The organism is Kitasatospora sp. NPDC049258 (assembly GCF_040678895.1).
Classification (GTDB): domain Bacteria; phylum Actinomycetota; class Actinomycetes; order Streptomycetales; family Streptomycetaceae; genus Kitasatospora.
In genome coordinates this window covers 1-12,333 of the sequence record NZ_JBFAQT010000017.1, presented here as the reverse complement: position 1 = coordinate 12,333, position 12,333 = coordinate 1, and the positions used below count along the sequence as shown (strand labels likewise).

11 protein-coding genes are annotated in these 12,333 nt (G+C 74.6%); 2 read left to right on the top strand and 9 right to left on the bottom strand.

What is annotated here, in order from left to right; all coding sequences use genetic code 11:
- The first annotated feature begins 215 nt into the window (after window positions 1-215).
- The gene (locus AB0K43_RS16820) at window positions 216-683 is read left to right on the top strand and encodes an RDD family protein (RefSeq protein ID WP_363640299.1); all 468 of its coding nucleotides are present in this window, start codon (window positions 216-218) and stop codon (window positions 681-683) included.
- A 190-nt stretch (window positions 684-873) separates the two neighbouring features.
- Here AB0K43_RS16820 and AB0K43_RS16815 read toward each other — a convergent pair whose 3' ends face one another.
- The 7 genes from AB0K43_RS16815 to AB0K43_RS16785 form a co-directional block, all read right to left on the bottom strand.
- Entirely contained in the window at window positions 874-1,563 is a 690-nt protein-coding gene (locus tag AB0K43_RS16815; protein WP_363640297.1) for a DUF4191 domain-containing protein, read from the bottom strand.
- A 70-nt stretch (window positions 1,564-1,633) separates the two neighbouring features.
- Window positions 1,634-1,858, bottom strand: coding sequence for a hypothetical protein (locus AB0K43_RS16810; RefSeq protein ID WP_363640295.1), 225 nt, complete (start codon window positions 1,856-1,858; stop codon window positions 1,634-1,636).
- Window positions 1,859-2,028: 170 nt separating this feature from the next.
- The gene (gene lipA / locus AB0K43_RS16805; protein ID WP_363640293.1) at window positions 2,029-2,982 is read right to left on the bottom strand and encodes a lipoyl synthase; all 954 of its coding nucleotides are present in this window, start codon (window positions 2,980-2,982) and stop codon (window positions 2,029-2,031) included.
- Window positions 2,983-3,101: 119 nt separating this feature from the next.
- Entirely contained in the window at window positions 3,102-3,902 is an 801-nt protein-coding gene (lipB, locus tag AB0K43_RS16800; RefSeq protein ID WP_363640539.1) for a lipoyl(octanoyl) transferase LipB, read from the bottom strand.
- 98 nt (window positions 3,903-4,000) lie between these two features.
- Entirely contained in the window at window positions 4,001-5,950 is a 1,950-nt protein-coding gene (locus AB0K43_RS16795) for a helix-turn-helix domain-containing protein (RefSeq protein WP_363640291.1), read from the bottom strand.
- Between the two features lie 70 nt (window positions 5,951-6,020).
- Window positions 6,021-7,385, bottom strand: coding sequence for an MFS transporter (locus AB0K43_RS16790; RefSeq protein WP_363640289.1), 1,365 nt, complete (start codon window positions 7,383-7,385; stop codon window positions 6,021-6,023).
- Window positions 7,386-7,491: 106 nt separating this feature from the next.
- On the bottom strand, window positions 7,492-8,256 hold the full coding sequence (locus tag AB0K43_RS16785; protein ID WP_363640287.1) for a 3-hydroxybutyrate dehydrogenase: 765 nt from the start codon (window positions 8,254-8,256) through the stop codon (window positions 7,492-7,494).
- Window positions 8,257-8,555: 299 nt separating this feature from the next.
- Here AB0K43_RS16785 and AB0K43_RS16780 point away from each other — a divergent pair, with 299 nt between their 5' ends.
- The gene (locus AB0K43_RS16780; protein WP_363640285.1) at window positions 8,556-10,238 is read left to right on the top strand and encodes a regulator; all 1,683 of its coding nucleotides are present in this window, start codon (window positions 8,556-8,558) and stop codon (window positions 10,236-10,238) included.
- Between the two features lie 90 nt (window positions 10,239-10,328).
- Here AB0K43_RS16780 and AB0K43_RS16775 read toward each other — a convergent pair whose 3' ends face one another.
- Together AB0K43_RS16775 and AB0K43_RS16770 are read right to left on the bottom strand one after the other, a co-directional pair.
- Window positions 10,329-11,657: an FAD-dependent oxidoreductase gene (locus AB0K43_RS16775; protein WP_363640283.1), complete on the bottom strand. Its 1,329-nt coding sequence runs from the start codon at window positions 11,655-11,657 to the stop codon at window positions 10,329-10,331.
- Window positions 11,658-12,005: 348 nt separating this feature from the next.
- Window positions 12,006-12,333 (bottom strand): DUF1731 domain-containing protein (locus AB0K43_RS16770; RefSeq protein ID WP_363640281.1); only part of this gene is annotated, 328 nt, incomplete at its 5' end.

The window sequence follows — 12,333 nt, the reverse complement described above, 5'->3', positions numbered from 1 at the left end:
GCCGTTTCCGACCGGTGACTCCACCGTTTCCTGAATGTTAACCGGACCGCTCCGCCGGGCGGCAAAGCCGTACGGTTTCGGACAAAACGCAGCCCCCGTCGGCACCCTGGCCGCGAAGTGGTCCAGACCACTTGTGGCAGCCTGTCGACACCGGATTCACCCCTGCGGGGGGAGGGTGGCGAAGATCGCCCGAGAGGTCCGGATACTGTGGATTCGTGGATACCAGAGAAGCGTTGGGATCGTGGATCGACGGCCCGAAGGCCGCGGCCGAGCGGATGGGTGCCGACTTCGGCCACCGCGGCGAGCGCCTGGGCCTGCCCAAGGAGGGCCCCGGCTCGATCGCCGGCCCGGGCCGGCGGATCGGCGCGCTGTTCGTGGACGGCTGGCTGTGCAGCCTGGTCGCCTACGGTCTGCTCGCCCGCGGTGACCAGGCGGTCGCCAACCTGTGGACCACCCCGCTGTTCTACCTGGTCACCGTGGTGCTGCTGGCCACCGCCGGCTTCACCGTCGGCAAGCGGATCTTCGGCCTGCGGGTGGTCCGCCTGGACGGCAGCCGGGCCACCGTGCCGCAGGTGCTGCTGCGCACCCTGCTGCTCTGCCTGGTCGTGCCGGCCCTGGTCTGGGACCGCGACAGCCGCGGCCTGCACGACAAGGCCGTGGGCACCGTCGAGGTCCGCGTCTGACCCCTCGGACGCCCTGACGGATCCGAGGCGTCCCGGCCCGACCACCTCGGAAGCCCGGCGGCCATGCGCCCCGGGCCGGGCGCCCCGGGGCGGCGCCGGCGCCCGGAACGTCGCGCCGGCGCCCGGAACGTCGAACGGCCCCGCCGCGAGAGGATCGCGGCGGGGCCGTGGTGTCGTCTGAGGTCGCCGGTCAGCGGGCCTGGCCGCCCTTGGGCATCCGGGCACCCTTGGGCATCGGGCCCTTGGGGATCGGCGCCTTCGACAGCAGGTCGCCCAGTGCGCGCAGCCGGTCGTTGGTCTCGGTGACCTGGCCCGGGGTGATCGCGCGCGGCAGCCGCATCAGGTGGATCTGCAGCTTCTTCAGCGGGATCTCGCCCTCGCCGTTGCCGACCATGATGTCGTGCACCGGGATGTCGCCGACCACCTTGGCCATCTTGCGCTTCTCGGCCGCCAGCAGCGGGCGGACCCGGTTCGGGTTGCCCTCACCGATCAGCGCGATGCCCGCGCGGCCGACCGCCCGGTACACCGCGTCCTGGTTGCGGGTCACCGCGACCGGGGTCGAGTTGGCGCTCCAGCCGCGGCGGATGTTGTCCAGCACCGCGGCGACCGCGCCCGGCTGGCCCTCCATCTGCCCGAAGGCGGCCCGCTCGGCCCGGCGGCCGAAGACGATCGCCATGGCCAGGAAGGCCACGATGAAGCCCAGGATGCCCAGGTAGATGGGGTGACCGATCAGGAAACCGATGGCGAGGAACACGCCGAAGGTGAGGAGGCCGATGCCTCCGATGATCAGGCCGATCTTGGTGTCGACCTTCTTGGTCATTTGGTACGCCGTGCGGATCTGCTTCAGCCGCCCGGGGTTCTCGGATGTTTCCCTCGCCATACCGCTCATGGTACGTGTGGCAGGTACGGGATATCCAAGGGCGGTGCCGGTTCGTGACCTGGGTCTTCCGCTAGACGCGCTGCCGGGCCGCGCCGCGGGCGCCCGTCGGCGCGCTGTCGTCCACCCGGTCGGCCGCGTGCCGGCGGTTCTCGCAGACCGCGGACCAGGCGTTGATCCGGGCGCGGTGCTGGCCCCCGGCCAGCAGCACCCGCTCCGCCAGCCGCACCGCGTCCTTGACCGAACGCACCTGGCCCAGCGCCAGCCCGCCCCGTACCGCTCCGATACCTGCCTGCATGTCGCGCGCTCCTGTGCCTGTCGACGGTGGCTGTCGAGACGGATCGATCCGACCCCGTCATCCTGACCAACCGGTGTTACCGGTCGGTGACCTCGGCGTCAAAGGCCGATGAAGCCCGGACGCGACGATGGGGCGGGCCCAACGGGACCCGCCCCATCATCGGACGAAACTCAGATCGCGGCCTGCGCGCGGTGCTCCAGCGCCTGCCGGTACAGCCGCCCGGCGCGGTACGAGGAACGCACCAGCGGGCCGGACATCACCCCGGCGAAGCCCAGCTCCTCGGCCTCCTGCTGGAGCTCGACGAACTCGTGCGGCTTCACCCAGCGTTCCACCGGGTGGTGTCGCACGGACGGCCGAAGGTACTGGGTGATGGTGATCAGCTCGCAGCCGGCACCGACCAGGTCGGCCAGCGCGTGGCTGACCTCCTCACGGGTCTCGCCCATGCCCAGGATCAGGTTGGACTTGGTCACCATCCCGGCCGCGCGGGCCTGGGTGATGACGTCCAGCGAGCGCTCGTAGCGGAATGCCGGACGGATCCGCTTGAAGATCCGCGGCACCGTCTCGACGTTGTGCGCGAGCACCTCGGGGCGGGAGTCGAAGACCTCGTCCAGCAGCGCCGGCACCCCGTTGAAGTCCGGGATCAGCAGCTCGACGCCGGTCCGGCCGGTGGCGCGGTCGGCGGTGAGCGCGTGCACCTGGCGGACGGTCTCGGCGTACAGCCAGGAGCCGCCGTCCTCCAGGTCGTCGCGGGCGACGCCGGTGATGGTCGCGTAGTTCAGGTCCATCGTGACGATGGACTCGGCGACCCGGCGCGGCTCGTCCCGGTCGAAGTCGGCCGGCTTGCCGGTGTCGATCTGGCAGAAGTCACAGCGGCGGGTGCACTGGTCGCCGCCGATCAGGAAGGTCGCCTCGCGGTCCTCCCAGCATTCGAAGATGTTGGGGCAGCCCGCCTCCTGGCAGACCGTGTGCAGCCCCTCCTTCTTCACCAGCGACTGCAGCGCGTTGTACTCCGGGCCCATCTTCGCCCGGGTCTTGATCCACTCGGGCTTCCGCTCGATGGGGGTCTCGGCGTTCCGGACCTCCAGACGGAGGAGCTTCCGGCCGTCGGGTGCGACAGCGGACACGTGCGACTCCTAGGACTAGACGGGGTACCCCCAGGGTACGCCTGTGCTTTCTTCGATTGCGCCGGGCCCGGCCCTGCAATCGCAGGGCAACAACCTAGGCCCGGTATGGATTCCCGGACTCAGCGGGTGAGCGCGGGCTCCGACAGCTCGGCCAGGACCGCGCCGAGGTGCCGTTCGACCACCGGCAGCGCCTCGGCCACCGTGAAGTCCCGGCCCAGCTCGGAGCTGACCGAGCCGACCCCGGCGTCCCGGATGCCGCACGGCACGATCTTGTCGAACCAGGTCATGTCCGGGTCGCAGTTGAGCGCGAAGCCGTGCATGGTCACCCCGCGCGCCACCCGGACGCCGATCGCCGCGAGCTTGCGGTCGTCGCCGCGCTGGCCGGCGTTGGACGGCGCGTACTCGGGCCCGGCCAGCCGCGGGTCGATCCCCAGCGGCAGGCCCATCCGCAGCGTCAGCTTGCCGATCTCCACCACCTGGGACGGGTCCACCACCGCGTCCGGGATCTCCGCGCCCAGCTTCCAGACCCCGCTGCGGCCCTCGATCCGGGTGGTCCGCACGCCGAACTCGGCGCACGCCCGGATCAGCGCCTCCTCCAGCCGCCGCACGTAGGCGACCACGTCGATCGGGTCCGGCAGCTTGACGATCGGGTAGCCGACCAGCTGGCCGGGGCCGTGCCAGGTGATCTCACCGCCCCGGTTCACCTCCACCACGGGGGTGCCGTCCAGCGGCAGGTCGGCCGGATTGGTGCGCTTGCCCATGGTGTACACGGGCGGATGCTCCAGCAGCAGCACGGTGTCCGGGATCTCGTCCGCGACCCGCAGCGCGTGCAGCCGCTGCTGCTCGGCCCAGGCCTCCTGGTACGGGACCGCACCTGCACCGGTACCCAACCGCACGAACCGTATCTGCTCGCTCACCACTGCTCCTTGCCAGGCGTTCGAGACCAACCCCAGAACTGTACGCCTGCGCCGCTGACACCCGTCCGGCGGAGCTTCCCGGGGGCACCGGGGGCACCAGGTCAGTCGGCGGTGAGCAGCTGAAGGCGGAGCGCGAGGTGGAGCTCGAGGCTGCGCTCGGGGTGGTTCCAGTCCGGTCCGAGCAGGGCCTCGATCCGGTCGAGGCGCTGCACCACGGTGTTGACGTGGACGTGCAGCTGGTCCTTGGCCCGGGTGAGGCTGCCGCCGCAGTCGAAGTACGCCCGCAGGGTCCGCACCAGCTCGGTGCCCCGCCGGCCGTCGTACTCCAGCAGCGGGCCGAGGGTGGCGCCGACGAAGGCGTCCACCTCATGCCCGTCGCCGAGCAGTACGCCGAGGAAGCCCAGGTCGGCGGCGGCGGCGCCGTCCCCCTCCCGGCCGAGCACCCGCAGCGCCCGGACGCAGCGCAGCCCCTCCGCGTACGCCGCGGCCAGCGCCACGGGCCCGGTGGCGGGCCGGCCGACGCCGACCGTCACCGGGGCGCCGGCCAGCCGGGCCAGCTGCTCGGCGGTGTCCCGGGCGAGCGGGCCGGGCGCCGTGCCGTCCTCGGGGAGCAGCAGGACGACCGCCTCGCCGTGCTCGGCGCTGAGGCCGCGGGAGCCGAACAGGTGCCGGGAGGCGGCGCCGGCCAGCCGGGCGCGGCCCTCGGCGGTGGTCGCGGCGACCAGGGCCAGGTGCGGGCGGGTGAGGTCGACGCCGAGCCGGCGGCCCCGGGCGGCCAGGCCGGCCGGGTCACGGTCGGGGGCGGTGAGCAGGTCGGTGAGCAACTCGCCGCGGATCCGGTTCTCGGTCTCGGCGACCGACCGCCGCAGCAGCAGGAGCAGTGCGGTGACCACCCCGGCGCGCTCGAAGATCCGGCGGTCGGCGTCGTCCAGGCCGGGGCGGCCGTGCAGGGCGAGGCCGCCGAGCAGTTCCTGGCCGGCCAGCACGGCGCACACCCAGCCGGTGCCGTGCCGCACGGCCCGGGCCTCGCGGCGGGAGGCGGCGAGGGCGTCCGCCAGGTCGCCGCCGGGCAGCGCCCGCCCGGTGACCGGGCTGCCCTCGGTGTCGTGGACGGACACCTCGGCGTCGAGCAGGGCGGCCACCTCTGCCGCCACGTCGGCCACCTCCGCGCCCCGCAGCACCAGGTCGGTGAGCCGGTCGTGGGCCTGCTCGGCGCGCTGGACGGCGGCGGAGTGGGCCCGGATGACCTCGTTGGCGGTGGCGAGTTCGGCGAGTGCGGCGCGGGTCTCGGCCAGTGAGCCGGCGGTGTCCAGCGCGATCGCGGCGTGCGCGGCCAGGGTGCAGAGCAGGGCCACCTCGTCGGGGGAGAAGGTGCGGGCCGAGCGGTCGGCGGCGAACAGCACGCCGATCACCCGGCCGCCGAGCAGCAGCGGGACGCCGATGATCGCCACCAGGCCCTCGTCCAGCACGCCGGCGTCGATCCGGTCGGTGTGGTGGAAGCGCTCGTCGGCCCGGTAGTCGGGGGTGGCGTACGGGCGGGCCCGCTGGGCGACCAGGCCGCCGAGGCCGTCGCCGAGGCTGAGCCGCAGGTGCTGGAAGAGCGCGGAGACCGAGCCGTCGGTGACCCGCATGTAGGTGTCGCCGGCGGCCTCGTCGGGGAGCGTGAGGTAGGCGGTGTCGGTGCCGAGCAGCATCCTGGCCCGGCGGACGATGGCCTGCAGGACGGAGTCCAGGTCGCGCGAGGCGGCCAGGTCCCCCGCGGTGTCGAAGAGGGCGGTGAGCTCGGTCTCCCGGCGCCGGTGCTGACGCAGGGTCCGGTGCACCCGCAGGGCCTGCCAGGTGGCGTCGTCGATCTCCGCCAGCACCTCGGCCGGGGCGCCGCGGCGGCGGGCGTCGGCGAGCACGGCGGCGAAGTCCTCGGTGGCGGCGCCGGCGGCCAGCAGGTCGAGCAGCCGCCGCAGCGCCGGGGCCGCGGAGGTCTCCGCGGTCGCCTCCGGGGCCGGGGCGCCGGGCGCGGGGCCGGTGTCGGGGTGGTCCATGGTGCGGGACATCGTGCCAGTTCTCGGTGGAGGGCGGAACGGCCCGGCGCGGATGGCGGAGCGCGCCGGGCCGTACGGGGGCTCAGACGGTGACCGCCTGCCCCGCCGTTCGCTCGTCGGCCGGGCCGGAGGGCTCGACCGCGGCCAGGTCGCGCCCACGGGTCTCGCGGGCGCAGAGCACGGCGAGCACGGTGACGGCCGCGGCGATCGCGACGTAGACCGCGATCGGGGTGGCGCTGCCGTAGTCCTTGAGCAGCGCGGTGGCGATCAGCGGGGCGGGGGCGCCGGCCGCGACCGAGGAGAACTGGGCGCCGATGGAGGCACCGGAGTAGCGCATCCGGGTCGCGAACAGCTCGGAGAAGAAGGCCGCCTGCGGCGCGTACATCGCGCTGTGGAAGACCAGCCCCACGGTCACCGCCAGCACCAGCGAGCCGAAGTCCTTGGTGTCGACCAGGCCGAAGAAGACGAAGGCCCAGATCCCCACCCCGACCGCGCCCACCAGGTAGACCGGTTTGCGGCCGACCCGGTCGGAGAGCGCGCCGAAGACCGGGATCAGCGCGAACTGGATCGCGGAGCCGATCAGGACGGCGTTCAGCGCGGTCTGCTTGGAGAGGTGGACGTGGCCGACGGCGTAGGCCAGCACAAAGGTGGTCATCACGTAGTACGAGATGTTCTCGGCCATCCGGGCGCCCATCGCGACCAGCACGTCCCGCCAGTGGTTGCGCAGCACCGCGACCAGCGGCGGCTGCTCCTGGCCGCCACGTGCCTCGGCGGCGGCCAGCGCCTGCTTGAACAGCGGGGACTCGTCCACCGAGAGGCGGATCCACATGCCGACCAGCACCAGCAGCGCGGAGAGCAGGAAGGGGATCCGCCAGCCCCAGGCGAGGAAGTCGGCGTCGCTCTGCACGGTGGTCAGCAGCGAGAGCACGCCGGCGGCCAGCAGGTTGCCGGCCGGGGCGCCGCCCTGCGGCCAGGAGGCCCAGAAGCCGCGGCGGCGCTGGTCGCCGTGCTCGGACACCAGCAGCACCGCGCCGCCCCACTCGCCGCCCAGCGCGAAGCCCTGCACCAGCCGCAGCCCGGTCAGCAGCAGCGGTGCGGCCACGCCGACCTGGCGGTACGTCGGGAGGCAGCCGATCAGGGTGGTCGCCCCGCCCATCAGCAGCAGGCTGAGGACCAGCAGCCGCTTGCGGCCGATCCGGTCGCCGAAGTGCCCGAAGACCAGGGCGCCGAGGGGTCGGGCGGCGAAGCCGATCGCGTAGGTGAGGAAGGAGAGCAGGGTGCCGGTCAGCGGGTCGCTGTTGGGGAAGAAGACCTTGCCGAAGACCAGGGCGGCGGCGGTGCCGTAGAGGAAGTAGTCGTACCACTCGATGGTGGTGCCGATCAGGCTGGCACCGACCACCTTCCAGAGCCGGGAGCCGCTTCTCGCGACGTCGGGAGAGCTGGCCATCAGGGTCACCTCGGGGGGAGTCGGGTGGTGCGGGGTGGGTGGGTGCGGCGCGGTGCAGCACGGCGCGGCGGGGAGGTCGGGTGGCCCGTCGGGGGCGCGGGCGGGGTCAGTGCGCGGTCCAGCCGCCGTCGACGGGCAGGCTGGTGCCGGTGATGTAGGAGGCGGCGGGCGAGCAGAGCCAGACGGCCAGCGCGGCCACCTCGGCGGGCTCGATCAGGCGCTTGACGGCGGTGCGGTCGAGCATGATCCGCTCGACCACCTCCTCCTCGGCGATGCCGTGCGCGCTGGCCTGGTCGGCGATCTGCCGCTCCACCAGTGCGGTGCGGACGTAGGCGGGGCTGATGCAGTTGCTGGTGACGCCGTGCCGGGCGCCCTCCAGGGCCGCGGTCTTGCTCAGGCCCTCCAGGGCGTGCTTCGCGGTGACGTACGCGGCCTTGAAGGCGCTGGCCCGCAGGCCGTGCACGGAGGAGATGTTGACGATCCGTCCCCAGTTGCCCCGGTACATGTGCGGCAGGGTGTGGCGCAGGATCCGGAACGGAGCCTCCACCATCACCCGCTGGATCTGGGTGAACCGCTCCACCGGGAACTCGTGCAGCGGCGCGATGTGCTGCAGGCCGGCGTTGTTGACGACGATGTCGGCATCGTCCGGCAGGGCGTCCACCGCCGCCGGGTCGGCGAGGTCGGCGACGCAGGCGATCCCGCCGATCCGCCCGGCCACCTCGGCGGCCGCGTCGGCGCTGAGGTCGACGACGTACACCCGGGCGCCGGCCTCGGCGAGCGCCTCGGCGCAGGCCCGGCCGATGCCCGCGGCGGCTCCGGTGACCAGGGCGGTTCGGCCGCTGAGCGGGCGCGGGTCGGAAGTGGTGTCCATGGCCGAGAACGGTAGGAACTGCGGGCCCGTCCTCCTATGTGATCGACCGCCACAACGACCGTCCCGTGCATAGCGGTCAGAGCCATGCAGTCGGATTCGGCACAGCGGACATCCAAGCCAAACACGCGGAGCCCGAGCTTCCCCACAACGGACGCCAATGCATCACCCGTTCGGAGGATTGCCCGCCCAGATCGGCCCATAGCGCCCGAATGCTCGCTACATTCACGCCGATTCCCGACAGGGGGCGCCGCCCCGAGCACCGGGGGGTCCGGTGCGGCGCTCGAGAGGTGTTGACAGACATGCCCCAACGGCCTGCAACCGACAGCCCGGCGTACGGACCGCTCGACCCGCTCGACCCGCACGACGTGCCGGCCGGGGCCCCTGCGCACGCGCCCACCGTGCCCACCGTGCCCGCCGTGCCCGCCGCCGACCACCCCACCGACCCCGCCCCGGCCACCGCCCGGACCCAGAACCCGCAGCTCGCCGCGCTGATCGAGGAGTCCGGCTTCTCCCACGCGGGCCTCGCCCGCCGGGTCGACCAGCTCGGCCTCGAGCACGGGCTCGACCTGCGCTACGACAAGACCTCGGTGACCCGCTGGCTGCGCGGCCAGCAGCCGCGCGGGGCGACCCCGGCGCTGATCGCCGAGGTCTTCACCCGCCGCCTCGGCCGCCGGCTGACCGCCCAGGACGTGGGGCTGGACGCCTGCGCCCCGGTCTACGCCGGCCTGGAGTTCGCCGAGACGCCCCAGGAGGCCGTCGACATCGTCGCCTCCATGTGGCGCAAGGACAACGGTCCGTACGCCGAGCTCCGCAAGATCGCCTTCACCCCGGCCGGGCTGGTGGTGCCCAGCCGGGACTGGCTGATCGGCCGCACCGACGAGCGGGTCGCCCGGGACGGCTCCGCGCCGCCCCCGCAGGAGGCGCCACCCGCCCGGGTGGAGCTGCCCGCGGCCCGGGCCGGGCACCCTACGGGCCCGCCCCGGGTGCCGCAGCAGGGCCGGCCGCCCCAGCACGGGCGCCGTCCGCCGGCCGGCCCCGACCAGCCGGAGCAGCCTCGCGACCACCGGCCCCCGGTCCGGGTCGGCCGCGGCGACATCGCCGCCATCCGGGCCGTCGGCGACCTCTTCCGGGCCCTCGACCACGCCTACGGCGGCGGCCACGCCCGCCAGGCGCTGGTCCGCTACCTGGAGAGCGAGGCCGAGCCGATGCTGCGCGGCCGCTACGGCGAGCCGGTCGGGCGCGCGCTGTTCAGCGCGGTCGCCGACCTGACCAGGCTGGCCGGCTGGACCTCCTTCGACATCGCGGCGCACGGCCTGGCCCAGCGCTACTTCGTGCAGGCCCTGCGGCTCTCCCAGGCGGCGGGGGACAGAGTGCTCGGCGGCTTCATCCTCACCACCATGAGCCAGCAGGCCGTCCACCTCGGGCACGCCAGGGAGGCCATCCAGCTCGCCCGGGTCGCCCAGCAGGGCGTCGGCAGCACCGCCGTGCCGGTGGTTCAGGCCCTGATGCACGCCGCCGAGGCCCGCGGCCACGGCCTGGTCGGCGACGTCCGCTCCTGCACCACCGCGCTGGTGCGCTGCGAGCGGGCCCTGGGCACCAGCCGCCCGGGCGACGAAGTCCCGTCCTGGGCGCGCTACTTCGACGACGCCCAGCTCGCCGACGAGTTCGCCCACTGCTACCGCGACCTCCAGCAGTGGCGGCCCGCCGCGCAGCACGCCGAGAAGTCGCTGCGGCTGCGCGGCCCCGCCTACGCCCGCAGCCGGATCCTCTGCCGCCTGGTGCTCGCCTCCGCCCGCCTGGGCCTCGGCGAGGTCGAGGAGGCCTGCCAGATGGCCACCGACGCGCTGCGGGCGGCCGGCGAGATGCGCTCCGCCCGCACGGTCGAGTACCTGCGCGACTTCCACCGCCGGCTGGCGCCCTACCGCAGCCACGCCGTGGTCCGCGCCTTCGAGGACGCGGCCCGGCAGTCGGGGGTGATCTGAGGTCCGGGCGGGGAGCCCCGCGCCCCGCACCCAGGGCCGGTCGGCCGAGGGTGCGGGAGGCGGGGTGCGGGCGGAGCCGACGTGCAGCGGTTATGCGGCCACGTCCGCCGCCCGCTCGGCGGCCGGCACACCGAGGTCGCTGAGCACCGCCTGGGCCGCCCGCCGCCCGGAGACCAGCGCGCCCTGCACGGTGCTGGTGTCCCGGTGGTCCCCGCAGGTGTACAGCCCGGCCAGCAGCCGCACCGGGCGGCGGACGTTGTGCGGCGGCGGCATCGCCGGCACCGCGTCCGGCTGGTGCCGCACGCTCAGGAACTCCCAGTCGGCCGTCCCGGTGCCGTACAGCTCCGCCAGCCGCCGCCGCACGGCCGGCTCCGCCCCGGCCGGGCCGCCCGGGTCGAAGCTCTGCCGGCCGAGCACGGTGGTGGCGATCAGCGCCCGCCCGGCGGGCGCGTACGACGGGTCCAGCGCGCTGAGCACCAGCGAGTGCGAGATCCCGCCCCGCGCCGTGCCGCGGTCGGCGTCGAGCAGCAGCAGCGGCTCCTCCATCGGCGCGCGGTCGGCCGCGTGGAAGTACGTGGTGACCGGGTGGAAGCCGGGCAGCCGCAGCCCGGGCAGCAGCACGGCCGCCGACCGCGCGTCGGTGGCCACCACCACCGCCCGGGCGGCGATCCGGCCGTGCGCGGCGGTCTGGACGCCGTCCGCCGAGACCGAGGTGGCCTCCACGCCGAGCCGGACGGTACCGGCCGGCAGCTGCTCGGCCAGCTGGGCGGGCACCGCGCTCGCCCCGCCTGCGGGCAGACAGAGCCGGCCCCGCGCGTAGCTGCGCAGCACCAGGTCGGCCACCCGGCTGCTGGTGGTGAGCGCGGGGTCGGCGAGCAGCACCCCGAGCAGCGGCCGCAGGAAGCCGTCCACGATGCGCGGGGACAGGCCTCGCTCGGCCAGCGCCCGGGCGGCCGTGGTCTCCGGACGGGCCAGCAGCCGGGCGGCGGGCGTGGCGGCCAGCCGGCCGAGCGTGGCGGCCAGCCGGGCCTTGTCCAGCGGGCTGCCGAGCGGGCCCCGGGAGGCGGCCTGCCGGGCGGTGGTCTGCTGCGGGTCGCCGACCCGGTGCCGGCGGCCGCCGCTGTACACCAGCATCCCGGGCGCGAGCGGGCGCAGCGCCAGCCGGTCCACGTCGAAGCGCCGGGCCAGCTCCGGGAAGTCGGTGTTGAGCAGCAGGCCGCCCTGGTCCAGCCGGAAGCCGTCCAGCTCGCGGGCGGCCATCCGCCCGCCGAGCTGCGCCGCGGCCTCCAGGACCTGGACGGTGATGCCGCGTGCGGTCAGCGCCCGGGCGGCCGCGAGGCCGGCGAGACCGGCGCCGATCACGAGGACGTCGGGGTCCGACGGCTGGCGGATGCGGCGGGTGAAGTCGTATGCGGGCACGGATGTGCTCCTCCCTGACGGTGGTATCCGCGGCCGGGCGCGGCCGGACCGATGAACTCCGGCCGTGCGGGCAGCGTCGTGCCGGGAACCGGTCCGTTCGTGTGATGCCCCGTCAATGTCCTGATCAGACCGGGGGATCCGGTGGAATGGGGAGGCACGGGAGGGGCGTGGCGGCACCAGGCGGGAGCACGGTCACGGAGTGTGCGCCTTGAGGGGGCGGGCGGCACGGTCGTGGGCGCGCACGGTCACCACTGGCGCGCGACGCGCCGTCGGCATGCCTCCGTGCGCCCCCTGGTGTGCGCGGCCGCCGGGGCCGGGAAGCCGGGAAACGGGCGCCGGGGGAGCGACCTACAGCGCGGCCCGGACCACCGCCTCCGCGTCCCGGTGCCGGAACTCGAAGCCGGCCTCCAGGAGCCGCTTCGGCAGCACCCGGTGGCTGCCCGCCACCTCCACCGCCATCTCCCCGAGCACCGCCCGCAGGGCGAACTCCGGCACCGCGAACAGCGTCGGCCGCCCGAGCACCCGGCCCAGCACCTCGGTCAGCCGAGCGTTGGTCACCGGCTCCGGGCCGGTCAGGTTGACCGCGCCGCTCAGCTGCGGGGTGTCGATCAGGAAGCGCAGCGCCGCGACCTGGTCCGCCAGCGAGATCACGCTCCAGTACTGCTCGCCGGAGCCG

Excerpts from the sequence above, each read along its gene's own strand:
- AB0K43_RS16810 (WP_363640295.1), bottom strand. The coding sequence starts at position 1,858 with ATGCAGGCAGGTATCGGAGCGGTACGGGGCGGGCTGGCGCTGGGCCAG.
- AB0K43_RS16815 (WP_363640297.1), bottom strand. The coding sequence starts at position 1,563 with ATGGCGAGGGAAACATCCGAGAACCCCGGGCGGCTGAAGCAGATCCGC.
- AB0K43_RS16795 (WP_363640291.1), bottom strand. The coding sequence starts at position 5,950 with ATGTCCCGCACCATGGACCACCCCGACACCGGCCCCGCGCCCGGCGCC.
- AB0K43_RS16790 (WP_363640289.1), bottom strand. The coding sequence starts at position 7,385 with ATGGCCAGCTCTCCCGACGTCGCGAGAAGCGGCTCCCGGCTCTGGAAG.
- AB0K43_RS16780 (WP_363640285.1), top strand. The coding sequence starts at position 8,556 with ATGCCCCAACGGCCTGCAACCGACAGCCCGGCGTACGGACCGCTCGAC.
- AB0K43_RS16785 (WP_363640287.1), bottom strand. The coding sequence starts at position 8,256 with ATGGACACCACTTCCGACCCGCGCCCGCTCAGCGGCCGAACCGCCCTG.